Here is a 25,458-nt window from a genome sequence, read left to right as displayed (position 1 = left end):
GTTGGTTAGGTTATTAATAACGTTTCTTATGTCTGTTATTATTGTTATTACGGTAATTCTTTTTATTGTTTGAGTGATGTTTTTTCTTATTATTACTTTTCATAAGATTAAAAGAATCTCTCAATCCTTCTTCACTGTTGAGTAAATTAATTTTACCATCACTTAATTCGAATAAATGGTTAAAGATAACATCATCTTCAACAGTGTCTTTATTCCAACTCAAGAAACATTTTTTCATATGATTGGCTATCGTCAAAACCAGGGCTTCTTTAAGATCGCCTTCTTCCCAGCTTATAGCAACATCGATCATACGTTTGATATTGTTACCATAAAAACGGTATTTTGGAAAGTTTTGAGGATAATCAAGTGGTTCTGGTCTTTCTTCTAACTTTTCTTTAGTCAAAACAGGATACGGAGCATCTACATCTAATTGAAAATCACTCATTATAATCAATTGATCCCATAACTTATGTTGAAAATCTGGTACGTCTCTTAAATGAGGTTGTAAATTCCCCATAACATCAATGATCGCTTTTGCTGTTTTGTTGCGTTCCTCTCTATCTTCTATAGCAACAGCTTGATTAATCATTTTTTGAATATGACGCCCATATTCAGGTATTATAAGCTTTTCGCGCTCTGTATTGTATTCTAAATTATCTACTAACATAGTTTATATAAAAAGTGAAGAAGATCATTGTCCTAAATGTTTTAAACTTGTATGCTCTATATAGGACAGACCTCATTTGGCTTGCAAAATACTAAAATAAATAAAAGTATTGTATTTTTTTACTTTTTAAGCTCTAAATATTGCTAGAATTATACTATAAAATTAATCAATTCTATAAAGAAATTACACCCTCTACGTTTTTGGCAATTTCTTTATACTTTGCGATTACATGATCAGGATCACTCATCCTCACATTTATAGATACACTAGTGTATTTTCCGTTTGAAGATTCTTTTGTATTGATCACAGCTCCCATATTATTAAAAATCGTTTCGATTTTTTTGATTTTATCTATAGCTGTAGGAACAATGAATTTATATAAGTATGGACTTGGCCAATCTGATGTTGTTAATAATTGTTCTTTTAATTTTTTATAAAACTCCTCGCTATTAGGCATGTTACTCATTCAACTTAGTTTTTTGTACAAAGATAATCGTTCTATCCAATCTGCAATATTTTAGACTCAATTCTTCATTTATTACTAAGATTTTTAATTTTTAGTTTATTTAACGAAATTTGCGCAAAACATTAAGGAAATTGACAACAGAGAAAATTGTAATTATAGGAGGACCGTCAAGCGGAAAAACCACTATCATAGATTATTTAGTTGCAAACGGAGAGGTTTGTTATGAAGAAGTATCAAGGCAAATTATTAGTGAAGCACAAAAAGAAGGTGTAGATCAATTGTTTTTAACAGATCCAGAGCTATTTAGTCAAAAATTATTAGAAGGACGTATACAGCAATTTAAAGATGCACAAGAAAGTGATAAAACTCGTGTATTTCTTGATAGAGGAATCCCTGATATAGTTGCTTATATGAATTATGTTAATGAAGAAAGTCCAGAACACTTTATCGCTGCTTGTCATGATTATAAATACGATCGTATTTTTATCTTGCCCCCTTGGAAAGAGATACATATAACGGATAAAGAACGTTATGAAACTTTTGAACAGGCAGAAGAATTATATAAACATTTATTAGGTTATTATAGTGATTTAGGATATGATTGTATAGAAGTTCCTTTTGATACTGTAGAAAAAAGAGCTAACTTTATTCTAGAGCAGCTTAAATCATAAATATGCCAACTCCAGTTCAGATATTAGAACAATACTGGAACTACACTAGTTTTAAACCTTTACAGGAAGAAATCATTCAAAGTGTATTAGATAATAACGATACCTTTGCTTTGCTTCCTACTGGCGGAGGAAAATCTATTTGCTTTCAAGTACCTGCGATGGCACTTGAGGGCATTTGTATTGTTATTTCTCCACTTGTATCACTAATGCAAGATCAAGTACAAAATCTCAAAAGAAAAGGGATTAAGGCAATGGCATTAACAAGTGGTCTTAGTTATAGTGAACTAGATACCTTGTTAGATAATTGCATTTATGGTAATTACAAATTTTTATATCTATCCCCAGAGCGTTTACAGCAAGATTTGGTTAAAGAACGAATCAAATTAATGAATGTAAACCTCATTGCTGTAGACGAAGCTCACTGTATTTCACAGTGGGGAAATGATTTTAGACCTTCATATAAAAAAATAAAGGTTTTAAGAATACTCAAACCCACTACACCATTAATAGCTTTAACAGCTTCTGCTACAAAGATTGTTATAGATGATATTGTTGCTCAACTAGACTTATTTCAGCCTAAAATTTTTCAGAAATCATTTATGAGGGAGAATTTAGGTTATATGGTTTACAATACTGTCGATAAGTTCTATAAGATTAGACAAATATTGACGAAACAAACAGGAAGTTCTATTATTTATGTTCGCAATCGTAAAGCTGCTATAGAAATAAGTAGAACATTGTCTAATTATGGTATATCGAGTACCTATTATCACGGAGGAATTTCGCCCGAAGAAAAACAAAGTCGTTTTGAGCAATGGTTTAATGATAAGGTTCAGGTAATGGTTGCTACCAATGCTTTTGGTATGGGAATCGATAAGCCCGATGTACGAACAGTAATTCATATTAATTTACCCGAGAGTATTGAAAGCTATTTTCAAGAAGCTGGAAGAGCAGGTAGAGATGGTAAAAGAGCTTATGCTATTTTACTAAAAAATGATGGTGATATTGTAACTGTAAAAAATCAATTCATCAAAGTATTACCTCAAATTGACTTTATAAAAACGGTATATAAGAAACTTTGTAATTACTTTCAGATATCATATGGTGAAGGAGATCAAACCACACATAATTTTGATTATAACCATTTTTGTAGGACCTATAATCTAAATACTATAGTGACTTATAATGCATTAAAAGCACTTGATCAAAATAGTGTATTAATTTTTACACAACGGTATATCAAAAGAAGTACAATCCATATTACAGCAAATAGCAATGCTATTATCATTTATTTAGAACAATATCCTCAATATGCATTAGTAACCAAAGCTATATTGAGAACATATACTGGAATTTTTGATGAAGAAACAGCTATAGACCTAAATTATATAGCACAAAAAGTAGGTACGACACCTCAAGAGGCAGCAAAGATTCTTAAAGAAGTAGAAAAATCAGGATTATTACTTTTTAATCATATACAAAGTGATGCAGAAATTACTTTTTTGGTGCCTAGAGAGGATGATCGAACCGTTAATATGATTCAAGAGCATATTAAAAAATATAATTCAACAAAAATTAAACAAGTTGAAGCAATGATTACTTTTACACAAAATGATCTCATGTGTAAAAGTAGGCAACTACTCTCCTACTTTGGAGAGCATGATACAAAAGATTGTGGTATTTGTAGTGTTTGTTACGCTAATAAGAAAGAGAAGACTGTGAATCTTTCTGAAATAAAACAAAAAATTATAACACTCTTGACACAACAAAATTTATCTTCGCGTCAATTAATTGAAGAACTTACTTATTCAAAAGAAATAATACTAGATACTTTGCAATTAATGCTTGAACAAAACATTATTAGTGTCAATATGAATAATCAATATCAATTAATACTTAATACAAATCAATAATATAAAAGAAATTAGAGCTTAAGTTCTAGTTTTGTTTATTATAAAACCGAATACTTGTGAGAGATTTAAATATACTATTTATGGGTACGCCAGATTTTGCTGTGGCTACTTTAAAAACTTTAGTTGAACATAATTATAATGTTGTAGGTATAATAACTGCTCCTGATCGTCCTGCAGGAAGAGGTAGAAAATTAAAAGCATCTGCTGTCAAAGAGTATGCACTATCTCAAGGTTTAACAGTTTTACAACCTACCAATCTTAAAAATGAAGATTTTATTACCGAATTAAGATCATTAAATGCAAACCTTAATATAGTAGTAGCATTTAGAATGTTGCCAAAAGTAGTTTGGGATATGCCTGAATATGGAACTTTTAATCTTCATGCATCATTATTACCTCAATATAGAGGAGCTGCACCTATTAATTGGGCTATTATTAATGGAGAAGAAAAAACGGGAAATACCACTTTCTTTATAGACGAAAAAATTGATACTGGACATATCATTCTTCAGCAAGAAATTGAAATTGATAAAGAAGAAAATGCTGGAGAGCTTCATGACAAGTTAATGATACAAGGATCTCAATTGGTTTTAAACACCGTTAAAGAAATTGAAAAAGGAGATGTGAATACTATTCCTCAGCCACAAATTGAACATCCAAAAACAGCATACAAGCTTAACAAAGAAAATACCAAAATTGATTGGTCACAAAGTTGTGATACTATTTTTAATTTGGTTAGAGGGTTATGCCCTTACCCTACAGCTTGGTCCTATTTATATAACCCAGAAGAAAAGCTTACTATAAAGGTTTATGATGTATCAAAAGAGATAATATCACATTCCTACTCTATTGGAAAACTCATAGTTTTAAATAACGAAATAAAAGTAGCTGTCAAAGATGGGTTTATTATACTTAAAAAAATACAGCTTCCAGGTAAACGTGCAATGGAAGCTAAAGCATTATTAAATGGGTATTCTTTTGATGAAAAAGCTAAGTTAAGCTAACTCTCTTATATGCAAATAAATGAGAAAAACCGTTTTTTTTATAATGTTTATTAACAATCCACTATAGTTATTAACAAATCCCCGTATTTACTGGGCTAATGCTTGTGTAAAAAAATAATCCGTATAAATTTGTAGAGCGTTTAATAAAAATGGTTTAACCAACAATTAATTTTAAAAACAAAATTATGAACAAAACAGATTTAATTGACAAAATGGCAGAAGATGCTGGAATCACAAAGGCAGCAGCAAAAAAAGCATTAGAGTCATTTTTAGGAAACATAGAAGGTACGCTTAAAAAAGGTGACCGCGTTTCTTTAGTAGGTTTTGGATCTTGGTCAGTTTCTCAAAGAGCTGCTAGAGAAGGAAGAAATCCTCAAACTGGTGACATCATCAAGATTGCTGCTAAAAATGTAGTTAAATTCAAAGCTGGAGCAGATTTACAAAACTCTGTAAACTAATTCAGAATTTAATATATTCATAAAAGCTCCCTCCTAAGGGAGTTTTTTTATTAAAAGCATTGAGTAAAGACGTTTTCTTTTGGGATATTCCAAAAATTTAACTATTTTTAACTAAACAACCTTAAATGATTTCACTCAAGCCCACCAAAGGATATTTGCTCATAGCCGAGCCATCTATTATTGGAGATATGTCTTTTAATAGATCTGTGGTTTTACTTGCTGATCATAGCGAGGATGGCTCCATAGGCTTTATTATGAACAAACCTCTAGAATATCAGCTTTCTGATCTTATCCCTGAAATTTCGAATGAATTTAAAGTTTATAATGGTGGTCCCGTAGAGCAAGATAATTTATACTTTATACACAAAATACCTGATCTTATCCCTAATAGTGTTGAAATATCATGTGGTATTTATTGGGGAGGTGATTTTAATATAGTTTCGCAACTTATTAATCAAAATAAGATTACTCCTAAAGAAATACGTTTCTTTTTAGGATATTCTGGTTGGGAAGCTACACAGTTAAGACAAGAACTAAGAGCTAATTCTTGGGTGATTGTAGAGAATATTTATAAAAAAGATATTATAGAAAAGCCCTACAATTCTTTCTGGAAAGAAAAAATGATAGAGCTTGGAGGTGAATATCTTTTGTGGTCAAACGCACCCGAAAATCCTAGTTATAACTAAGATAATCTTATTTTAGCATTTAAAGTTCCTAATAACCTTCTTGCTATTTGATTAGCATAAATTTTCTTTCTAAACTTGGTTATAGGTACTATCCCTTGGATGACATTTGTTGTAAATAACTCGTCTGCTTTTTGTAGCTCAAATGGAGAAATCGTTTCTTCTTTTACTGTGAATTCTGGTAACTTCTTTAGAACTTCAAGTAATTGTCCCCTCAAAACTCCTTTTAAGCACCCATCAGTAATAGGAGGCGTTTTTATTGTATTACCCTTAACCAAAAATAAATTACCATTAATAGTTTCTGTCACCATTTTATTTGTATTCAGTAAAATAGCATTTTGAAAACCATTTTCTTTAGCAAATATACCTGCTAATACATTAGTAATTTTATTATTAGTCTTTAATGTAGATAATAATCCTGAGTTGACATAATAATCTTTATACAATATCACTTCGTTATCTCTATGATCATCTATGGTATAAAAACTATTATCTAAAGGTCTAACAGTAATCGTATATCCTACTTCATTATTTTCTGGAGTATATAGCCCTAGGGATTCACGATGTACTGTGATTTTTACTCTTACAGCACTATTTGTAAAACCATTTTGAGCTATTAAATCCTGTATTTCTTGTTGTAAAAACTCTGGAGTAAAAGACATAGGAATTTGCATACGTAAAATACGCATAGAAGCCATTAATCTAAAATAATGTTCTTCCCAAAATAAAATAGTTCCAGCATTAACTCTTATTGTTTCAAATAATGCATCGCCATAGGCATATCCCCTATTGTTTAATGCGATAGTAGCCTCTGAAGCGTTTAATAAATTACCATTAATATTAACCATAAAAAAAGTCCCGAATTAATCGGGACAAATATACATTTTTAAAAGTTTTAAACGGATCCTAAAACGTGTTTTAAATTACTAATCATATTATCCCAAAGCATCTTGTTTTCCTCAATTTCATCGTCTTCGGCATAATCAGTTACCATTAATGAAACATCCTTAGTAATTTCGTCAACTTGAATACGCATTTCAAAGTAATAATCGTCTCCTTCTTCTTCATCTGCTACCCACCTAAATTTCACACGCTCGCCACTTTTTTTACTAATTAATTTGGCTTGTTCTTCACTTCCATCCCAAATAAATGTGAATAGTTCTCCTCTAGAGTTTACATTATCTGCAAACCATTCAGATAATCCAGAAGGAGTTGATATATATTGATACAACAACTGAGGTGAAGATTTTATAACAAATTCGAGTCCGTACTTAATTTTTTCTGACATATTGCTTATTGTTAGATAGCCAATATATAGATTAATTATCGACTTTAAAAGAATTTACTTAAAAATAATTTTTTAATAAAAAACCTTGTTCAATTATAATTAGTTCTTATATTTGCACCCGCATTAGTAAATCTAATGTTTATGGCGAGATAGCTCAGTTGGTTAGAGCGTCGGATTCATAACCCGGAGGTCACGGGTTCAACTCCCGTTCTCGCTACTAATTAAAATTAAACCACTGAATTTCAGTGGTTTTTGTTTTTATAAAACCTCTATTTTACTGAGATAATCAGCAAAACCCTCGGGATTGTAAAACGACTACTCCATTATTTTAAATAACATAAAATCAATAAGATATATCTGGTGGTGGTTATTAGTATTACTCTACTGTACACTTTTTATGTACACCTTTTGTTTAAATTGACGTATTTTGAAGGTTTAAAGTTTTACTTTTGAATATCAGCTATTTATGATGTATTTAAGTTCAATTACTATTATTAACAATCAAAAACCTCCTTCCCTAACCTCTAACTATTCATTCAAAGAGAAATATAAATTTAATATACCCATAGTGCATTCAGGGAATATTAATTTTAAGATTGTGATATTTCTTTCAAATAGAAACTTATTGATGTATTGAATCATGGTCAAAGCAGTAATTTTAGAAAGAATTCTGGTTTTAAATCCATCAAAAGATTTAGCATAATTATGTCGTATCATAAACTGATCACATAACTGAGAGAATAAAGTTTCGATTATTTTTTGAGTCTTTCTAAAAATATAAGGTTGCTCTTTATAGTTAATTTGATTATTTCTCATAGGTGTATCCAATTTAATATTACAAGAAGTAAGTAACTCTAGCTACCATTGGGATGATAGATTTACTTTACCTCCCAATAATATACAATTGATATTTGGTTTTTGATATTATTCTAAATCGATTAGTTCATATAGTTGACTTTAAGGGAAAATATTAAACTTATCTCACAAATGAATCTATCTTTAACAATTCATTTAATCTACTTTCTTTAACCCAGATTTACTGTCTCGACTTATCAATAGACCTCATTAATTTCAAGTTTTATTACTCAAAACATTTTTAGATAAAACACAGAATAAAAACTAATTCTATTCTGTGCTTATATATAATTTAATTCTTCTTTTCTTGCCAACTTCCACTAGCACCACCACCACCAAAACTACCACCGCCAAAACCGCCACTAAAACCTCTAGAGTCATTTTGTTGCAAACTCTGTAATTCTGAATTCACATTATTGAGATTGTTATGAGCATTTTTCATCTTTCTTTTGACATTCATCGTATTTGCTCGTGCTGCTTTATGCATTATTTGAGTTGAAGTACTTACATATTTATTAGCCAAATTCATTATTAAAACAAATCTGTCTTTAGTATCCATAAATACATTTCCTATCTGCTGATTTGTAGATGTATTTGGTGTGGCAAAGGGTATACCTGAACTCTTTTTAATAGATTCTTTTATTATATCTTTAATAACTTTATTTACTTTATCTGGATTCTTTTCTAGGTACTCCAATTGTTCATCTGTAAAGCTTTTAATTTTATTAGCATATTCAAGTAAGATACCTTTTACTGCACCACTAGTAGTTAAATCTTCTGTGAAAAATTCGTATTTTAAGGCTCCATGATAATCCTTTTCTAATTCACTTATTCTAGCTATCAACTCTTTTCTTTGTTTTTGTAATTCTTTACATCTCTCACATTCTTCGGTATTTCCATTACCATCAGAAAAAATACCATTACCATCATTTGTCCAAGTTATTTTACTAGTAGAAGTTCTGAATAATCTATTTACAAAATCTTCAAAAGATTCAGAATCAGCACCACTTGGATCTGCATAAAATATTGGATTATTATCAAACGTATTATAAGTAGAATATGAAAAATGTGCTACTGGATCAATAGAAGTCCATCTAGCAATAGTGGGATCATAACTTCTAACATCCATTTCATAAAGATTCAATCCAAAACCTTCTTCTAATTCAACTCCATTATATCCAAACTTCTGGGCAACATGATTACCAATACCAATATTCTTAACTCCGTTGTACCCTTTATGTTTAAGTCCAAAAGGATAGTAATTAGATTCTTCAATAATTTCTGTACTAGGAGTAATAACACCATCATTGTTATTATCAGTATAACTTAATCTTACATTCCCTAAGTGATCTTTATATTGATATATGTATTTAAACGTACCATTATCATTCTTTACATATCCTTCAGGGTGGTTAAAAAATTGTAAGTTAATACTCTCATTTCCTCTAAAATGAAACTTATCATAAATATAATTACCAACATATTGAGTAACTATTCCGTCACCATATTCTCCTTTATTTATTTTTTCTAGTTTATTTCCATTGGCATCATAAACATACAAAAGTTGTTTTATAGGAGTAAGTATACTAATCTTAGACTTTTTAGCTCTAGTCCTACTAGGTTCTCCAAAAGATATGATTGTAGGTAAGTTTAAGTGATTATAGGTAATATTTGTTATGCCTTTGTTTTTATCAGATTTTAAATTTCCATTGGCATCATACGAATAATCGTTTCCATAAACATTACCATCTTTAAAACCATAGGTTTGATTTTCATTATCTTCTACAGCTAATAATTTATTTCCATTATCATAGGTATATTCTAAATCATCCATTGGACCAAATAGAGTGCCGTTTTCATTTACATGTCCATCTCTACCTAATGTTAAAATATTTCCATTTTTATCGTAAGTAATTCCCCAGAGGTCATAGTTATGGTTAGTTTCTCCAGTCGCATCTGTTATTCTATTAAGTGCATCATAGCTATAAACATAACTTTTTTGAGACCTATCTGCACTTTGGGTTTGCCAAGTCGTTTTGGCTATGTTACCATTATATAATCTTTTATTATGCGGTAGATTTGTATTATTATATCCAATACTAAAGTTAAATAAATCATTGTCATTATGGTTGTCTTGATTGATATTTGTTAACCAACCACGAATGTTATATTTATAATCAACTTTTTGTAATCTGTTTTGATTTACTTTTCCCCCTACCTCTTTACGTTTCAACTGTCCTAATTCATCATAGCTATTAGAAACTATCACCTCTTGAGGTTGATTATTTATTTGTTGCTTTTGACTAATAATTCTATCCATATGATCGTATTCAAAACGATCAACAGTTATTATAGGATCATTATCTGCAATAGTATGTGTTGTTTTAGTTTCTAAAACCTTACCTGTGAAATCATCTAATTTATTTTCTACAATATCAATAGAATTTAGATAATCATTTTTAGAATACAGATAAATTGGACGTGCTTTTTCATCATAATAAGTAACTATAGTAATCCAACTGTTAGTATTTAAAACTCTAACTTTATTAACAGTAGGCAATCCTTTTGTTCTGGTAGTTGATGTTTGATTATAACTAGTAGTAATTGTAGTACCTAAATCTGTTGGTAAATCGATATAGGTATCGTAGTAGTTTATAGTGTGTAATTCAGAAATCCTATATTGATAAAGAGTATTTGTGTAAAATATGTTTGTACCAGCAATATTTTGTACCGAATTTGTAGTTGAATCATTCAAATCATTTAAATGATTGTTTATTGAATTTTGTAATTGAATTCTACTACTACCGTTAGTAATAAATCCTGTATATACAATTCTTCCAAAAGCATCATATCTAGTAAATAACCATTTGTTTTTAACTTTTAAATTTGCATCTTGTGTTAATACTGGTCTATCTAACTTATCATATACAATATATTCCCATCCTTTTCCTGGTATTTTCTTTTCAACAAGTCTATTTCTGTAGTCGTATTTGTATTGATATCCTAAATCGTTTAATTTTGATGTAGTTACGATGCTTGTAGTTGCCTCTATTTTTGGAGGTAAGACATAGGTTAAATTACCAAAATCATCATATACATAATAAGTGTCATGAGGTTGGTTATTATTATAGGTTCTTTTTAAAACTACTTGTCCTTGTTTGTTTTTAAATTCTTCGATTGTATGATCTTTGTCATACGTTTGAGTAGCTTGCCAATTCTCATCCTTAGTAGTTGTTTTATATAATTCTTCTTCATAATAATATCCATTATTATTACTGCTTGAAGTATTTAATTGTAAAGTTGGTGTATAGGTATTATTAGCAAAAGTTGTAGTTACATAATATACTTTTACCTCACGATTTGTATTAGTATCATAATCGAATTTTATTTCGTGTCCTCCATTAAGTCTCCAATCGTAACCAGGAGCAGCTTGTTTCATAACTCTGTTAAGTGGTGAGTTATCGAATTCTTTTTTAGAGAAAGGATTAGGAGCTGAACTATTAATATCTAACGGAAACTTCGTTTTATAATAGTTGTTTATAGCAGTAGGAATATTACCGGTTATAATAGCTCCATTACTAGATGTTCTGGCATAAGGTAAATACTCTTTTTTCTGTCTTCCTAAATCGTCATATTCATAATGAGTAATGATATCTTTGGTTGTTTGATTTGTATTTCCTCCAGCTTGTACATTTACGGTTTGTTTAGATCTTCCTAAACCGTCAAAATACTGAACAGTTGACATTACTTTATCTTTATCATGTCCTGTTATAATATTAGTTGTTGCTTCTTTATAAATCTTGGTAACAATAAAGTTTTCTGATGTAGTTTGTGCTTGTACTATAAAAGGAATTAAAAGAAAAAATGTATATATATATATTTTCATAGCTATTTAGTTTTTATAGTTATACTTATGTTCTTTAACTATATTTCCATTACTATCTTTAATAAATTGTAAACGATTAAAGTTATCATATTGATAATAGACTGTTTCACCTCGGGGATCCGTAATACTTGTTACTCCTATTAAAGGATTATAAGTATAAGTTGTTATTTGAGCCTTAGTTAAAGTTGAAAAATCTCTTAAATTGTTTAAAGCTATGCGTAAATTCTTTTCATCACATGATTGAGAATCTAAACAACTGTCATCATCTTCATTTGATAAATTTTTAATATTAGTAATTATATTTGCTGGAATATCTGAAAGTGTAGCATTTTCTATTTTTGCAACTAATTGTGTTTCGTTATAACCCCAAATATAAACGATATGTGTGCCGTCTTTTTTACTTACTTCTGTAGGGTTTCCATAAACATCATAATTGTATATAACCATTTCATCTTGAAAAGGTAATTGACCTTTAGATTTTTGAGTTTTGTTTGGAAGTATATAAGATCCAAAAGAATCATAGGATATTCTAGTTGAATGCGTTTTTATATTATTTTTAAAAAAAGATGTTTGAAAAACATTAAGTTCTCTATTGTTCTTTAATTGATTGCGAAAAGGAAAATCATTATCAAAAGTATATTTAAATTCTTCACTATTTATTATATCATTTCCTAGTGAAGAAGACTTTTTTATTTCTCTAATAAAACTATCTCCAAAATTACCATGATAAAACCACGAGTTTTCAGTGTTAGTTATAAAATCTCCTGTTTCTAAATGTATTATATCTTCTTCGTTTATCATATTCATATCAAAATAATATATATTATATGAATTACCTATATATGAAAAAACAGAGTTTAAAGGGCATACTTTTTCTTTAATTACATCATTACCTCTAATATTTTTACTAATATCATAGCTATAATTCATTCTAGTAGTTCTTTGTATTTCATTCCTATTATTATAAAATTCTACCTCTGCTAATTTTCCTCTTATGAGACTTTTATCATTATGATTTGAAAGTGGTGATATATCTAAATTAAATGTATTCACATATGGAGTATCTCTATAATTAGCATTATTATTACTTGTGTATAAATATTTAGTATAAGAACCATCTAATAATTCTTCTTTTACCTCAGAATACCCTATATGACTCCCAAAAATATTTGATAGCGGTATTTGTGGTGTAAGTGAAAAAATTTTCTTTAAATAAGTCGTTCCTGCTGATGTTATCATATTCCAAGAGTCCCAATAATATTTGGGCTTATGTTCAAGGATACCGCTACTATTGGTAGAGTTACCAATAGTATAACTGTAAGTTTTTGAGTTAATAGGTATATCATCAGAAGAGTAATTGGTAATTTTATGAATTCTGAGTCCACCTGCTAAAGTATTTGTAACTTGTTCAATACCTGAGAAATCGTCTTTTACGTATTTAGAATATGTATTTGATTCCCAATCAAAGGTTGTAAAGCCTTTTGTAGGGTAAATTATTTTAGTTAGTGCTCCATAACTTGAAAAAGCATCATTAGTATTACGATTATTATAGTAATTATTAAAAGTATTAGTTCCTTCTATTGTACCCGATGCATTTGATGAAGTACCATTGTAATATCCCCAATGATCAGTAGCTCTAGAAGTATAGTCTGGAAGTAAATCTTTATTGAAATATTCAAACTTATATACAGGGTGGTTTGTAGCATAAAAATTAACATAATTAAGGTGAACTTCTTCTAAAAATAAACGTTCAGGGTTAGTTGTTGCTCCTGGATATAGAGGTAGATTGTATTTCAATCTTATATCTTTATTAAAATTAGTAGATATAGATTTCAGAATAGGTGTTTTTAATTCACTTTCTAACCAATCAATTATACAATCTCGAATACCATAGGCATTAGATAAATTGTAATTTTTAAAATTTGGGTTTAATTCTTCTGCACCCCATTTTGTATGTAAATAATAAAACATATTTTTTAAATCAAATTTAATGACCGATGTATTACTACCCCATTTTTGATGTAACCAGTTTGCTTGATTCATTATTGCTGTTCTAATAGAACCAGAATTAAAATTGTAGGTTTTTGAAAAGTTTAAATCTTTTATAAACTCTAAAACCTTTCCACTTCTAGTTTCTATCTTTTTTAAATATGTAGGGAAAATTAATTTTCCAGCAGCTGGTAATGTAGACAAATTAATATCGCTATAACTATTTATACATGATGATGTGAATCCCGAACTATCAAATTCATGATATATGGTTGAGCCTCCTAAAAAAAACTGAGCTGTTGAATAATTATGATATCTTTCGTATTCAAAATTATAAACAACTTGGTTAAGTTTATTTCTAACCTCTTTTAAGTACCAAGAATTAGCATATTGATAATCGATAGAAGAGCCACTTGTTGTAGGTAGTTGAAATAGAATTGATGACATTAAAGTATATTCAATATTATTTTTTTCATCTCCGAAAACATAAGTATTTCCTTTATCATCTTTTATGGTAATGGTGCCTATAGTTTTTAATTTTTCTCTTCGGCATGGTCCATAAATTGGATCTGAAGATGAATCAAACGAAGCTATATCCCATAAATAGTATTCACATTTATTAGGAGGATATAAAAAATCATTTTCTTCAATACTAATCTTAAGATTTGATTGACTAGAAACTTTCCATTCACCATCTTGTCCAAGGAAAAATTTACCAGTATGTCCCATAAAATTAAAAGTGAAAATATCTGGTTGATAATCTCTTTTTGGAGTACCTCCGTTAGGAGGATATAAAAGATCTTCACTTAATAAATTTTCAATGTAGTTTTGGTTAGACCATCTTGTAGACAGTAGATCAGAATGAGTATAGAGATAACCTAAACTAGCATCCTCTACCTGTTGTGAATTAGGCCCATAATCAATTAAAGAAAAATTCATTTCGTCTGGATTACCTTTAATAGCTCTTGTGATAACACCTCCAGCATTTAAACTCCAATTTTGTCCTACCCAACCAGGAACTGAATTAACCATAACTCCCGACGAATTATAGTTTAAAGATATATTCAAAGGAATTTGTCCTTCGTTAATTTCATATAGTGGAACGGATATATTTGGTGTACCATGATAGTAACTAATAGGAACATCTCCATATAGACCAAGTGAAGTAGCGTTAGGAGATTGAATGTTTTGCGGTAATGGTAATGTTTGAGATTTTAAATTTAAAAAGTTAAAGATTGATAGTAATAGAAATAAGCTTTTTTTCATTTTACTGATATGTTGATTTAAAAATATTGGTGGTAAATTCGAATATTTCGAAATGAGAAACTATAGCTTAAAGGTTTTTTCTTCTAGCCTGAATATTACTCTTGTGTTATTATTCTGAAATACTGAATGATAAGTATTTGTTTATTTTTTATCCTATTCTATTATAGTATTAGTTTTTGCTTTTTTATAAATCCTAGTGACAACAAAGTTTTTGGATATAATTTATTTTTTATTAAAAAAGAATCAAAAGAAAAGATGTACTTACAATTTTCATCATGTTTATTTAGTTTTTATAGTTCTATTTATATTCTTTAACATTATTTCCATTAGCATCTTTAATAACTTGTAAACGATTAAAATTATCATAATGATAATAGATTGTTTCACCTCTTGGCTTTCTAATATTTCTTAATACCATCAAAGGATCGTATGTAATAATATATATAATATCTTACCTTACATAAACAGCAGTACAGCAGTATCACTCACATAAAACAACTTGTAAAATTTAAGAATTTATAAATTATTTAACAAAAAAAATATCATTTCTTAACATAAACATAAAATTGAAGTTCCTTATTTATTTTTGAATTGAAATTCAATAACTAATAGTGATTTTTGAGAGTATTTTAGTCATTATAAAATATCGAAGTATTTACTGTACACCTTTATGTACGCTTTGAATATACACTAATGTATCTAAATGCTTTATAATGTATTTTGTTAAAACCCTAATTACTTGATTATTAACAACAAATCAAATAAGCTGTTTCGTTTTCATAACCCGGAGGTCACGGATTCAACTCCCGTTCTCGCTACAATTCAAAATTAAACCACTGATATTCAGTGGTTTTTTGTTTTTGTAAAAACTCGGTTTTCCGAGAAAATCAACTAAAACCCTCGGGATTGTAAAACGAATACTCTGTTTTTAAGGTGTTGTAAAACAGTAGCTTAAATTTTATTTAATTATTTCAGAGTTCAAGAGTACACTTCAGAGTACACCTTTTGTTCAAAACTAACATATTTTGAAGTTTTATAATTATCATATTTATTATCAGCTATTTATCCATATACTCTTGCCAAGTTACCAAGAGATACTTTTCTTTTTTATCACCTTTCAAATCCAAAAAGCCATATTCATAACAAAATAAATAGACCTGTCCGCTTTTATTTTTCCAATAATGTGTAAAATATGATGGATCAAAGCCTTCAGAAATCAGTTTTTCTTTGCGTATGGTAGACATTCCTGATTTGTTATAGTTTTTTAGAAGCTTTCGGTTTGTTTTTAATTGTTTATCGATAGCATAATATAAAGCTTCTTCTGATTTACGCTTTTGATATTGATGAGCAGATTTACAATGGATAGAACAATATTTCTTATCAGATCTTCCTATGATTTCTGTTTTACAATGCGGGCAGGTATTCATTATTTTTTATTTAGTCGAATAATAAACGAATTCTATTCGAATATTATTCGACTAAAATACTATTAAACTATATAAATACCACATATTTGTATAATGAAACTCAATAAGCATATCACCTTAAAACATTTATTGATCCATAATCAAAAGATGATTGGAATACAATTTTATCCTGACAAGGTAATACAGGCGTTGATAAAAGAACTTCCAAACCCAAGATGGAGTAAAGAGTTTTCAATGGTGTATATTATAAATACTAAAGAAAATCTCACTGAAGTTTTTAAGAAATTTAGAGGAGTAGCTTGGATCAATAGTAATTCTTTTTTTAAAGAAAAGGTAATACGTGATAATCAACCAGTAGATATTAACTGGTATCGAAACCGTAGTAAAACAACTTCTTTTAAGTATGTCCCCGAAGAATATTTGGCAAAATTAGAACTCAAACGATATGCCTTAAACACCTGTAAAACCTATATATCTCAATTTGAAAAATTCATTAATCACTATTTTAATAAAGATATTATATCGTTATCCGAGCAAGAAATTCGAAGCTATTTACAGCATCTCATTAATCAAAACAAATCTAATAGTTATCTAAATCAAGCCATCAACAGTATTAAATTTTATTATGAAGTAGTAATGGGGATGCCTAATAGGTTTTATAACATTGAAAGGCCTAGAAAACAGCGACAACTTCCAAGCATACTGGCAAAAGAAGATATCTTAAAAATGATTGATCTTACAAAAAATATAAAACACAAATGTATTATTAGCCTCCTTTATTCTTCTGGACTGCGAAGAGGTGAATTATTAGATTTACAACTAACAGATATTGATAGTAAAAATATGCTAATCAAAGTAAGGAAAGCAAAAGGGAATAAGGATAGATATACAATTCTCAATCAATCTGTTCTACATAATCTCAGAAAATACTACCGAAGGTATCAACCAAAGCTGTATTTGTTTGAATCTATAGAGCCCGAGAGAAAATTTAGTGCTACCAGTATTTTAAAAATTGTATCTCAAGCTGCTAAAAAAGCTAGGATTAACCAATCAGTACATCCACATATGCTAAGACATAGTTTTGCTACGCACCTTTTAGAAGAAGGAGTGGACTTACGATATATTCAGGTATTACTGGGACATCAATCCAGTAAAACTACTGAAATTTATACCCATGTGGCTATAAAAAAAATCAAAAATGTAAAAGATTTACTAATTTAGCTGTTCACATAATAGATATATAGTTACCATGGTAACTATATATAATTGTTGTATGCCATTACGGAAAAGCCAACCGCACATTAAACACATTTGGTTTTTCTCCTTCCAAAATCCAACGCTGAAAAAACCAAAAGAGATTAATCTCTCCACCGCTCCCAATAGTTACGATTTTGACTTTCTTCTTGTCGGATACATGACTTGTTGCTCTTTGAATTGACCAATTTCCTCTCTGAGCGTTTGATTGATATTTTGAATTAAGTCATTTTGGACTTTCATTATTCTGAGTAAATCGTGCATTGCGTTTAGATTATCTAATTGCTTATAGACAATCTGTTCTAAATCTGCTTTGGTATATCTTTTGCTCATATCATTATACTTTATAAATAATTCTTTAGACTTTCTAAACAAATCTAATGACTATCTATCTAAATTCAAAATAAAACTTTAGATATTCTATATTTTTATTTATGAAGTATATATTTATCTCAACAAATTCAAAAGTATTATGACTTCTTTAGGTTTATATCTTACTAAGAAATCTGTGAATAGAGCAATGGTTTCAAGACGGACAGGAATCAGTCAAGCTAGACTTTCACAGTTGACTTCAAATGAATCGACAAAACTCCGGGCAGATGAACTGTATCTAATTGCTTTGGCAATTGATATAGATCCAGGAGAAATGTTTAAAGAAGTGTTTAGTGATTTGAAACTGGAGAATTGAGATATTAGATATGGCAAAAAACGAAAGAGTAACAGATTTTTTTATCGGCAAATTATTGGATGCTGCTGAGATTAAATATACACCTAATGGAAGTGTTATTAAAGAAATTCAGACAGCTCTAAAGACCGCATCAAAAAAAGGAACAGGAAAAGTTGGTTTTCCAGAATTTGTAGGTATCTCAAATGACTTTATTATAGTTGTAGAGGACAAAGCAGAGCTTGAAAAACAAGCTAACTATATAAATGAAGACGAAACCGAATTAGCTATAGATGTTAAATCGCTTACTGATTTTGCTGAAAATGGAGCACTTCATTATGGAAAACACATAGTTGAGAATACCAACTTCAAAAAAGTGTTTGCTTTTGGTTGTTCGGGAGATGAAAAACACCACATAATTAGACCCATTTTTATTGATGAAGATGGGTATAAACTTTTACAACCAGTAGAAAATTTTGAAAATTTTTCAGTTGAAAATATTGAAAAATATTATAAAGAGCAAGTGCTTGGAGAAACACCTCCAGAGGTTTTAGAGGCTGAAGAGTTAACAAAACAATCTGCCATTTTACATGAAGCTTTAAGAAATTATGGTCAGTTAGGAGATAAAGAAAAACCTTTAGTTGTTTCAGCAATTTTACTTGCTTTAAGTGATAGAAATTTTAAAGTAGAGGACTTAAATGGTGATGAAGTTAGAACTGATGGTGACAAAATCTTTGATGCTATTGAAGATTATATGCGTAGAGTAAAAGTAACACCACAAACAAAAAAAGATAAAGTTTTACGCCAGTTCAATATTATTAGAGACCGTACATTATTAAATGAACTTGACGAAAGACTAGAAAAAACACCGTTAAAGTATTTTACAGAATTTATTGAAACCAAAATATTGGCTTCCATTACGGCAAATGTGAAAGAAGATATTTTAGGTAATTTCTATGGAGAGTTTATGAAATATAGTGGTGGTGATGGAAAAAGTCTTGGTGTAGTGCTTACACCACCACATATCACAGAATTATTTTGTGATTTAGCTGATTTGAAACCAACTGATATGGTTCTCGACCCTTGCTGTGGAACTGCAGGTTTCTTAATTTCTGCAATGCACAGGATGGAAAATTTAGCCGAAACCGAAGAACAAAAGAAACATATCAAATCAAACCAACTTCACGGAATTGAAATTCGAGAAGATATGTTCTCCATTGCTACAACTAATATGATTTTGAGGGATGACGGGAAAAGTCAACTTATTCCAGGAAATTTTTTAGCAATGGATGCTAAAAAATTGAGAAAAAAGAAATATACCGTTGGCTATATAAACCCACCTTATTCCCAAGCAAAAGGAAAAGATACAGCACATCTATCAGAAATCCATTTTATAGAACATTTGTTAAATAGTCTTGATGATAATGCAATTTGCATTGCCATTGTACCACAATCTACAATGGTTGGTAAACGAAAGGAAGACAAACAATGTAAAAAGCGAATTTTAGAAAATCATACGTTACAAGGAGTAATTACTTTAAATAAAGAAACTTTTTATCGCATCGGAACTAACCCGTGTATTGCAGTTTTTACTGCACACAAACCACACTCTTCCAAGGAAAGGGTTAAGTTTTTCAATTTTGAAGATGATGGCTTTGTCATTAACAAACATATTGGACCCGTAAAGACAGAAAGAGCTAAAGAGCGAAAAGTAAAACTGTTGGATTGTTGGTTTGATAGAGATGATGCTGAAACCAAATTTATGGTAAAAACTACCATAGAACCTACAGATGAATGGTTACATTCATTCTACTATTTCAATGATGAAATACCAAAAGAAAAAGATTTTGAAAATACAATTTCAGAATATCTGACTTTTGAATTCAACATGATTATGCAAGGAAAAAGTTATTTATTTGAAAATCTAAAATAACATGAATTTGGATTTGAAAAATAAGAAATGGAAAGAATTTGTTATTGAAGACATATTCAAAGTAGACAAAGGAGTTTATTTACACTCTCAAAAAATGATTAAAGGAAATATTCCTTTTGTATCTGCAAAATCTATTGAAAATGGTTTTAGTGGTTTTATAGGAAACCCTAAAATATTTGATGGAAATGCAATTACAATTGAAAAAATTAAACTGACAGCTTTTTATCAACCTCATAAATTTTATTGCTCTCACGATGTAACCGTTATTGAAAACAGTCTCTTAAACGAATATAATGCAAAATTCATTTGTCAGATAATCAACCGTAATGGAATCAAATACAATTACGGTAGGCAAGCACAAATGAATGTTGTTAAAAGAGAAAAAATCCTACTTCCAATTAATACAAAAGGTGAGCCTGATTTTAAATTTATGGAAGCCTTTATAAAAGAAAAAGAAGAGAATAAAACTAAAATTTATAACGCCTACATCCTTAATCGTCTTAAAAAAGTTGAAGATTTCAAAAAAGTTGCTCCTTTAGAAGATAAAGAATGGGAAGTGTTTGAGATTGGAGAATTATTTACTTTATCCCAAGGAAAATCTAAAGGTTTGAATCATTTAAAAAAGAGCAAAGAAGGGGTTAATTATTTGGGAGCTACAAATCAAAATAACGGTGTTCTATGCCAAGTAGAAAAGGTAGAGAAATTGTTACACAAAGGTAACGGAATAGCTTTTATAAGAAATGGAGAAGGTTCAATGGGTTATTCCATTTATAAAACAGAAGAGTTCATTGCTACTTCTGATATTTCAGTTGGATATAATTCAAATTTGAATCGGGAAATTGGGTTGTTTATAACAACTGTTGCGGACAAAGTAAGGGGGAAATACAATTTCGGATATAAAAGGAGTGGTAATAGATTGAAAAAAGAAAAGATACTACTTCCAATAAATGACCAAAACGAACCAGATTATATCTATATGGAAAACTATATAAAACAATTGGAATACAACAAATTGAAAGAGTATCAAAAAATAAAAATGAATTGATTAGCCAACGTAAGTTCAAGCACATTGCAGTCCTCGTTCCTGTGGTTGCAAAGAACTTTCACGCCAACACTGAAAAACGAAATGAATAAAATAAAAACGGCATACAACAAGGTATAAAATGCATAGCCACCCTGCGGGATGGCTACGACATCTTATACAGACCGTTAGCCACAAGCTCAAGACAAAACCGTGAGGGAAAATAAAATCACATTGGAAAACGTCCATACTTTTTCAATACCATTATCAGAACATCCTCTGAAATGGAAATTTGAAGATGAGAATAAACAGTTGTCAGCGGAATTTGAAGATCAAATAATTGCTCTGACTTGTGACGCATCTAAATTTTTGTGGGAATTTGAAAGTACCCAAAGATATTTAGGTTCTATTTCAGGTATTGGAAAGTATTTCAATGAACAAGATGAACTTTCATTTGGGGAAAACCAAAGCCAAAAAGTTAAAAAATGGCTTTATGAAAAAGGAATCCCATTTGACCAAAAAGTGTTTTGGATTACGCAACCAGAATGGGGGTTTATTTTGACCTGGAAAATGATAATCAAATTTTCTAACGACATATTTTTTGGTTCTGACGAAGTGGTTTGGGATAAGACTTTAAATTGGTGTTTGATTTTTGACCATAATGATGTTTTCTATTTTGGGAAGAATCGGAATTTTAATGCTGATAAACATAGTGAAGAAATTAACGGAATTCAAAAGTTGATTACTCAAAATAAAGAAAAAGCCAGTGGCTAACACGGGCTATACGTAATGCGGGCAAAAGGTAAAACCTAAAGGTCATTACTTCTATTCCGCTCGCAATTTGTATATTAGTTGAGAAAATAAAACAAATAACAAAAGGCTCGCTAAAAGCTGTGCGAAGTCCGAAACTAATCGCTTCGAACTCCCGCACTACGCATAGCCGAGACCGTTAGCAGCAACCTGAAGAAACCCAGAAACCTATGAGTAGAAAATTAATTCTGACACCTTATGAACACGGTTTTTTAGCTGCATTACATCACGTAATAAATGAAAGTGAACTTGGAAAAAACGATATTCCTGTTGACATTCCTCATTTATTGTTGTCAGCTTTGACAATGGCTGGAGTAGATAATATTCAGTCTTCCAGTATACCATCAAATACAGAGACGAAACTCATTACAAAAATTGACTCACAAACATTTTCGGAAGAATGGTCTGAATGCAGTAGTAAAATTAGAACAATAACTGAAAAATACATTTCAGAGAAAAGCTCGGAGGAAACAAAAGAAGCTGTGCGGAATGTATCGCATCGAATTTCTCAATTGTTTTATGCAATGCAAACCAATTCTGGAATTTTGACTTTCTCACCTTTGAATAGAATTGATAATAAAGAGGTTTTACCATTAGAATTAATTTATCCCATTGATATTCTTTATTCGTCGGTTCAAACTCGTAATGCAAACCTTCCAATTGTGAAATTGGATTTAGAAAAGAAAGAATTCAAAAGATTGATTGACATTCTTGAAAGCAAAGAATTCAGCTACTATAAAGAAGCACAATCAGAAATTGAATTAAATAAAAACCTGACAATCAAAACCGTTAAACTAATTGAAAAAGCTGGTAAAGATTTATATACTAAAAATAGTAAAATATTGAACTTACGTGAGAATCTAATTAAAGCGATTCCATTATCATCTAAAGTTATTGACTTGTTTTTTGGGAAATTACCAGGTATGTTAACCGAGCATTCTGGAAAAATATTAACGGATTACTTAAAACTAAATAAAACCATACCAATTTATAACTGTGATTCAATGTTAACAGAGCTGGTAAATTATCGCCTGAAAAAGATTAACCCATCAAAATGAAAAAAAGGCAGCTGCTAACACGGTGTATAAAACATAGCTATTAAGTGCATAAACAAAAGGATTGTGTATATTTAGAAAGTCCGCCAAATTTTTAATTTGGCTTTTAAAAATTGATAAATTAAAAACAAAATATAAAAATTCGGCTCTGTGTTAATCCGAAAAGTTAGTGTCTTTTTACACGCTACGTTCCATACACAAGTCCGTTGTGTACAATATGCACGAAACTCTGAAAATGAAAAAAGCACTGATTTTAATATTGACTTTTTTACCTCTGACCTTACTCGGACAGCATTTGAAATGTTGCGAAACTGAAAAAGCAGTGGAATCTTATTTGAGTGGAAAATGGAAAATAAAAAATTTGGACTCAAAAACCATTTACCATTATTGGTTTGAAAAAGCACAGGGAAATCTAACCGAAATGGAACAAACCGAAAATGAAGGGGAATACTTAATAATTGATGACCATTCTTTTATTGATATTATAAAATATGACCAAGGATTCAAATTAAAATTCACTCACTTGTACAGTAACTGGATTTCGGAATTAAAATATTTGAATTCAAACAAAATGATATTAGTTACCAATGGAATAGAAACTGAATATTACAAATTCAATGAGTAGAAATGGCGATACCAAAAAAAGGAGCAAGAAAAATAGTGGTAAATGAGTTAGTTTTTAGATGGTTAATTCGTAAAAAGTCCACCTATAGTCAGTCCGTCTATGGAATTGGAAAATTGCACATTGCTGTTGAACTAGAAGAAAACCCTGGAACGAGTTTATTTATCTATACTGACCGAAAACACCCAAATGACATAGGAACGGAAATTATTAATCCTGTAAAGCCTTCTGATATTTCTAAATGGATTCAACAGGCGTTCGGATTAGGATGGAACCCTTCTAAAAGTGGAAACCCATTTCGGACTAAAATTGTGAACGAAAAAATGGAATTAGAATAAAAAATACTGTACACAACAATTCGTATATTGCATATGCACCCTTCGGGATGCAAACGCAACATACAAGAGACGTTAGCAAATATTAAAACAACAATGAAATACTTATACATTTTAATAACAATCATTTTTTTGAGTAGTTGTAAAAAACAATGTGAAGTATGTGAAGTTTTGAAAAACGAACAAATGATTGAGCAATATGAGAGTTGCGATGAAGAAGGAATGAAAGCATCTAAATCCATATGCAAAGAAATGGCTAAACTTCAAGACTCTGAATGTAAATGTCATAAAAAGGATAAACCCAAAAAGGATACAAAATTGGAACAAAACGTATTAACCACTATTGAAGATGCTCGAAGTTATGTTACTGAATCATTTAATGAGAAGGAAGAAACACTAATGATTTCGGACGAGTTAAATGATGCTATGGGATTAAATATGGCAATCATAGGAGACGGAATTTTGAAAAAAGGATATATGCCAAATGGATTTGAGCAAAAAGATGGATATCGGATTTATAAATACAAAAAAGAATAAAAGTGGACGGAATCTATCCTGAATTGATTGATTATATTCATCAATATTGCTCTGAATTCAATACAGAGCTTGAGAAAAAAGCAAGAAATCATAATATTGGAATGATTAAATGGGGAAGTCGAGAAAATTTGCATCCAAAATTAATTCAACTAAGAGATAGACATATATCAACTGATCAAAATGTTTTAAAGCTATTAGAAAATGGGTTTGAGGAATTCAAAGTAAAATCTGCAACTCGAATTTATAAAGAACATAAAAATGAATTGAAATTAAATTTATGTCCGAAATGTGGAAAAATAGCTCGTACACCAAATGCAAAACAATGTAGATTTTGTTGTTACGATTGGCATTAAGAAAGAAAGTAACATTTGCTAACACTGTGTATAAAACATAGCTAATAAGTTTTTAGCCAAAAGGTTGGTGTATATTTATGAAGTCTGCCAAATTTTTAATTTGGCTTTTAAAAAGAGAAATTAAAAACAAAATATAAAAATTCGGCTCTGTGTTAAACCGAAAGCATAGTGTCTTTTTGCACGCTACGTTCCATACACAAGTCCGTTAGTGTGCCACGAGGCTATAGGAATCCAATGGGTGAAAATCCCATCAGAGTAATTGGCTGTTCACTCTGAAGAAAAACATACAGTTGTTCCTGTG

Annotated in this window: 23 protein-coding genes, 1 tRNA gene and 1 pseudogene; 16 read left to right on the top strand and 9 right to left on the bottom strand. The window is 29.9% G+C overall.

Annotated elements, in window-relative coordinates; translation table 11 throughout:
• Positions 1 to 13: 13 nt before the first annotated feature.
• On the bottom strand, positions 14 to 667 hold the full coding sequence (locus ACYEKI_RS00125) for a DUF4290 domain-containing protein (RefSeq protein WP_459209107.1): 654 nt from the start codon (positions 665 to 667) through the stop codon (positions 14 to 16).
• Between the two features lie 172 nt (positions 668 to 839).
• On the bottom strand, positions 840 to 1,133 hold the full coding sequence (locus tag ACYEKI_RS00120) for a DUF493 family protein (RefSeq protein WP_459209106.1): 294 nt from the start codon (positions 1,131 to 1,133) through the stop codon (positions 840 to 842).
• 131 nt (positions 1,134 to 1,264) lie between these two features.
• Here ACYEKI_RS00120 and ACYEKI_RS00115 point away from each other — a divergent pair, with 131 nt between their 5' ends.
• The 5 genes from ACYEKI_RS00115 to ACYEKI_RS00095 all read left to right on the top strand — a co-directional run bounded on the left by ACYEKI_RS00115 (position 1,265) and on the right by ACYEKI_RS00095 (position 5,865).
• Positions 1,265 to 1,804: an AAA family ATPase gene (locus ACYEKI_RS00115; RefSeq protein WP_459209105.1), complete on the top strand. Its 540-nt coding sequence runs from the start codon at positions 1,265 to 1,267 to the stop codon at positions 1,802 to 1,804.
• 2 nt (positions 1,805 to 1,806) lie between these two features.
• Entirely contained in the window at positions 1,807 to 3,717 is a 1,911-nt protein-coding gene (locus ACYEKI_RS00110; protein ID WP_459209104.1) for a RecQ family ATP-dependent DNA helicase, read from the top strand.
• 56 nt (positions 3,718 to 3,773) lie between these two features.
• Positions 3,774 to 4,721 (top strand): methionyl-tRNA formyltransferase, encoded by a 948-nt coding sequence (gene fmt / locus ACYEKI_RS00105; protein ID WP_459209103.1) that lies wholly within the window; start codon positions 3,774 to 3,776, stop codon positions 4,719 to 4,721.
• 185 nt (positions 4,722 to 4,906) lie between these two features.
• A complete protein-coding gene (locus ACYEKI_RS00100; protein WP_459209102.1) occupies positions 4,907 to 5,179 on the top strand; it encodes an HU family DNA-binding protein in 273 nt (90 codons plus the stop codon).
• 125 nt (positions 5,180 to 5,304) lie between these two features.
• Positions 5,305 to 5,865, top strand: coding sequence for a YqgE/AlgH family protein (locus tag ACYEKI_RS00095; RefSeq protein ID WP_459209101.1), 561 nt, complete (start codon positions 5,305 to 5,307; stop codon positions 5,863 to 5,865).
• Here ACYEKI_RS00095 and ACYEKI_RS00090 read toward each other — a convergent pair.
• The gene (locus tag ACYEKI_RS00090; RefSeq protein ID WP_459209100.1) at positions 5,862 to 6,710 is read right to left on the bottom strand and encodes an aminotransferase class IV; all 849 of its coding nucleotides are present in this window, start codon (positions 6,708 to 6,710) and stop codon (positions 5,862 to 5,864) included. The two genes, ACYEKI_RS00095 and ACYEKI_RS00090, sit on opposite strands and share 4 nt — an antisense overlap.
• 47 nt (positions 6,711 to 6,757) lie before the next feature.
• Complete coding sequence (locus tag ACYEKI_RS00085) at positions 6,758 to 7,150, bottom strand: START-like domain-containing protein (protein WP_459209099.1); 393 nt, start codon at positions 7,148 to 7,150, stop codon at positions 6,758 to 6,760.
• A gap of 143 nt (positions 7,151 to 7,293) precedes the next feature.
• On the opposite strand from ACYEKI_RS00085, the gene ACYEKI_RS00080 reads away from it, so the two are divergent.
• Positions 7,294 to 7,367, top strand: a tRNA-Met gene (locus tag ACYEKI_RS00080).
• Positions 7,368 to 7,678: 311 nt separating this feature from the next.
• On the opposite strand, the pseudogene ACYEKI_RS00075 reads toward ACYEKI_RS00080, so the two are convergent.
• The 4 genes and pseudogenes from ACYEKI_RS00075 to ACYEKI_RS00060 all read right to left on the bottom strand — a co-directional run.
• A pseudogene (locus tag ACYEKI_RS00075) lies at positions 7,679 to 8,008 on the bottom strand (hypothetical protein); the annotation flags it as partial.
• Between the two features lie 289 nt (positions 8,009 to 8,297).
• Entirely contained in the window at positions 8,298 to 11,891 is a 3,594-nt protein-coding gene (locus ACYEKI_RS00070) for a DUF6443 domain-containing protein (protein ID WP_459209098.1), read from the bottom strand.
• A 6-nt stretch (positions 11,892 to 11,897) separates the two neighbouring features.
• Positions 11,898 to 15,146: an RHS repeat domain-containing protein gene (locus ACYEKI_RS00065; RefSeq protein WP_459209097.1), complete on the bottom strand. Its 3,249-nt coding sequence runs from the start codon at positions 15,144 to 15,146 to the stop codon at positions 11,898 to 11,900.
• Positions 15,147 to 16,204: 1,058 nt separating this feature from the next.
• Positions 16,205 to 16,573 carry a hypothetical protein gene (locus tag ACYEKI_RS00060; protein ID WP_459209096.1) on the bottom strand — a complete coding sequence of 123 codons (369 nt, stop codon included), beginning with the start codon at positions 16,571 to 16,573 and terminating at the stop codon, positions 16,205 to 16,207.
• Positions 16,574 to 16,720: 147 nt separating this feature from the next.
• On the opposite strand from ACYEKI_RS00060, the gene xerA reads away from it, so the two are divergent.
• A complete protein-coding gene (gene xerA, locus ACYEKI_RS00055; protein ID WP_459209095.1) occupies positions 16,721 to 17,794 on the top strand; it encodes a site-specific tyrosine recombinase/integron integrase in 1,074 nt (357 codons plus the stop codon).
• Positions 17,795 to 17,956: 162 nt separating this feature from the next.
• Here xerA and ACYEKI_RS00050 read toward each other — a convergent pair whose 3' ends face one another.
• Complete coding sequence (locus ACYEKI_RS00050) at positions 17,957 to 18,160, bottom strand: hypothetical protein (RefSeq protein ID WP_159254775.1); 204 nt, start codon at positions 18,158 to 18,160, stop codon at positions 17,957 to 17,959.
• A 139-nt stretch (positions 18,161 to 18,299) separates the two neighbouring features.
• Between ACYEKI_RS00050 and ACYEKI_RS00045 the strand changes: the two genes are divergently transcribed.
• From ACYEKI_RS00045 to ACYEKI_RS00005, 9 genes are all read left to right on the top strand, one after another.
• On the top strand, positions 18,300 to 18,515 hold the full coding sequence (locus ACYEKI_RS00045) for a helix-turn-helix domain-containing protein (protein ID WP_169673167.1): 216 nt from the start codon (positions 18,300 to 18,302) through the stop codon (positions 18,513 to 18,515).
• Between the two features lie 10 nt (positions 18,516 to 18,525).
• A complete protein-coding gene (locus ACYEKI_RS00040) occupies positions 18,526 to 20,424 on the top strand; it encodes an HsdM family class I SAM-dependent methyltransferase (protein WP_459209094.1) in 1,899 nt (632 codons plus the stop codon).
• A 1-nt stretch (position 20,425) separates the two neighbouring features.
• A complete protein-coding gene (locus ACYEKI_RS00035; RefSeq protein ID WP_459209093.1) occupies positions 20,426 to 21,469 on the top strand; it encodes a restriction endonuclease subunit S in 1,044 nt (347 codons plus the stop codon).
• A 189-nt stretch (positions 21,470 to 21,658) separates the two neighbouring features.
• Positions 21,659 to 22,219, top strand: coding sequence for a hypothetical protein (locus ACYEKI_RS00030; RefSeq protein ID WP_459209092.1), 561 nt, complete (start codon positions 21,659 to 21,661; stop codon positions 22,217 to 22,219).
• Positions 22,220 to 22,425: 206 nt separating this feature from the next.
• Complete coding sequence (locus ACYEKI_RS00025; protein WP_459209091.1) at positions 22,426 to 23,313, top strand: hypothetical protein; 888 nt, start codon at positions 22,426 to 22,428, stop codon at positions 23,311 to 23,313.
• 232 nt (positions 23,314 to 23,545) lie between these two features.
• Positions 23,546 to 23,935 carry a hypothetical protein gene (locus ACYEKI_RS00020; RefSeq protein ID WP_459209090.1) on the top strand — a complete coding sequence of 130 codons (390 nt, stop codon included), beginning with the start codon at positions 23,546 to 23,548 and terminating at the stop codon, positions 23,933 to 23,935.
• Between the two features lie 2 nt (positions 23,936 to 23,937).
• Positions 23,938 to 24,270: a hypothetical protein gene (locus ACYEKI_RS00015; RefSeq protein ID WP_459209089.1), complete on the top strand. Its 333-nt coding sequence runs from the start codon at positions 23,938 to 23,940 to the stop codon at positions 24,268 to 24,270.
• 129 nt (positions 24,271 to 24,399) lie between these two features.
• Positions 24,400 to 24,804: a hypothetical protein gene (locus ACYEKI_RS00010; RefSeq protein ID WP_459209088.1), complete on the top strand. Its 405-nt coding sequence runs from the start codon at positions 24,400 to 24,402 to the stop codon at positions 24,802 to 24,804.
• Positions 24,805 to 24,806: 2 nt separating this feature from the next.
• The gene (locus tag ACYEKI_RS00005) at positions 24,807 to 25,157 is read left to right on the top strand and encodes a hypothetical protein (protein WP_459209087.1); all 351 of its coding nucleotides are present in this window, start codon (positions 24,807 to 24,809) and stop codon (positions 25,155 to 25,157) included.
• Positions 25,158 to 25,458: the final 301 nt, after the last annotated feature.

Source organism: Aquimarina rhabdastrellae (genome assembly GCA_947387485.1).
GTDB lineage: Bacteria > Bacteroidota > Bacteroidia > Flavobacteriales > Flavobacteriaceae > Aquimarina.
The sequence above is the reverse complement of the archived record's forward strand: the minus strand, read 5'-3'. Positions and strand labels throughout refer to the sequence as shown.

What these genes read in the sequence shown, in the direction of transcription:
- ACYEKI_RS00125 (WP_459209107.1), bottom strand. Translation starts at nt 667, where the DNA reads ATGTTAGTAGATAATTTAGAATACAATACAGAGCGCGAAAAGCTTATA.
- ACYEKI_RS00120 (WP_459209106.1), bottom strand. Translation starts at nt 1,133, where the DNA reads ATGAGTAACATGCCTAATAGCGAGGAGTTTTATAAAAAATTAAAAGAA.
- ACYEKI_RS00110 (WP_459209104.1), top strand. Translation starts at nt 1,807, where the DNA reads ATGCCAACTCCAGTTCAGATATTAGAACAATACTGGAACTACACTAGT.
- ACYEKI_RS00100 (WP_459209102.1), top strand. Translation starts at nt 4,907, where the DNA reads ATGAACAAAACAGATTTAATTGACAAAATGGCAGAAGATGCTGGAATC.
- ACYEKI_RS00095 (WP_459209101.1), top strand. Translation starts at nt 5,305, where the DNA reads ATGATTTCACTCAAGCCCACCAAAGGATATTTGCTCATAGCCGAGCCA.
- ACYEKI_RS00090 (WP_459209100.1), bottom strand. Translation starts at nt 6,710, where the DNA reads ATGGTTAATATTAATGGTAATTTATTAAACGCTTCAGAGGCTACTATC.
- ACYEKI_RS00085 (WP_459209099.1), bottom strand. Translation starts at nt 7,150, where the DNA reads ATGTCAGAAAAAATTAAGTACGGACTCGAATTTGTTATAAAATCTTCA.
- ACYEKI_RS00070 (WP_459209098.1), bottom strand. Translation starts at nt 11,891, where the DNA reads ATGAAAATATATATATATACATTTTTTCTTTTAATTCCTTTTATAGTA.
- ACYEKI_RS00065 (WP_459209097.1), bottom strand. Translation starts at nt 15,146, where the DNA reads ATGAAAAAAAGCTTATTTCTATTACTATCAATCTTTAACTTTTTAAAT.
- ACYEKI_RS00060 (WP_459209096.1), bottom strand. Translation starts at nt 16,573, where the DNA reads ATGAATACCTGCCCGCATTGTAAAACAGAAATCATAGGAAGATCTGAT.
- xerA (WP_459209095.1), top strand. Translation starts at nt 16,721, where the DNA reads ATGATTGGAATACAATTTTATCCTGACAAGGTAATACAGGCGTTGATA.
- ACYEKI_RS00050 (WP_159254775.1), bottom strand. Translation starts at nt 18,160, where the DNA reads ATGAGCAAAAGATATACCAAAGCAGATTTAGAACAGATTGTCTATAAG.
- ACYEKI_RS00045 (WP_169673167.1), top strand. Translation starts at nt 18,300, where the DNA reads ATGACTTCTTTAGGTTTATATCTTACTAAGAAATCTGTGAATAGAGCA.
- ACYEKI_RS00040 (WP_459209094.1), top strand. Translation starts at nt 18,526, where the DNA reads ATGGCAAAAAACGAAAGAGTAACAGATTTTTTTATCGGCAAATTATTG.
- ACYEKI_RS00035 (WP_459209093.1), top strand. Translation starts at nt 20,426, where the DNA reads ATGAATTTGGATTTGAAAAATAAGAAATGGAAAGAATTTGTTATTGAA.
- ACYEKI_RS00025 (WP_459209091.1), top strand. Translation starts at nt 22,426, where the DNA reads ATGAGTAGAAAATTAATTCTGACACCTTATGAACACGGTTTTTTAGCT.
- ACYEKI_RS00020 (WP_459209090.1), top strand. Translation starts at nt 23,546, where the DNA reads ATGAAAAAAGCACTGATTTTAATATTGACTTTTTTACCTCTGACCTTA.
- ACYEKI_RS00015 (WP_459209089.1), top strand. Translation starts at nt 23,938, where the DNA reads ATGGCGATACCAAAAAAAGGAGCAAGAAAAATAGTGGTAAATGAGTTA.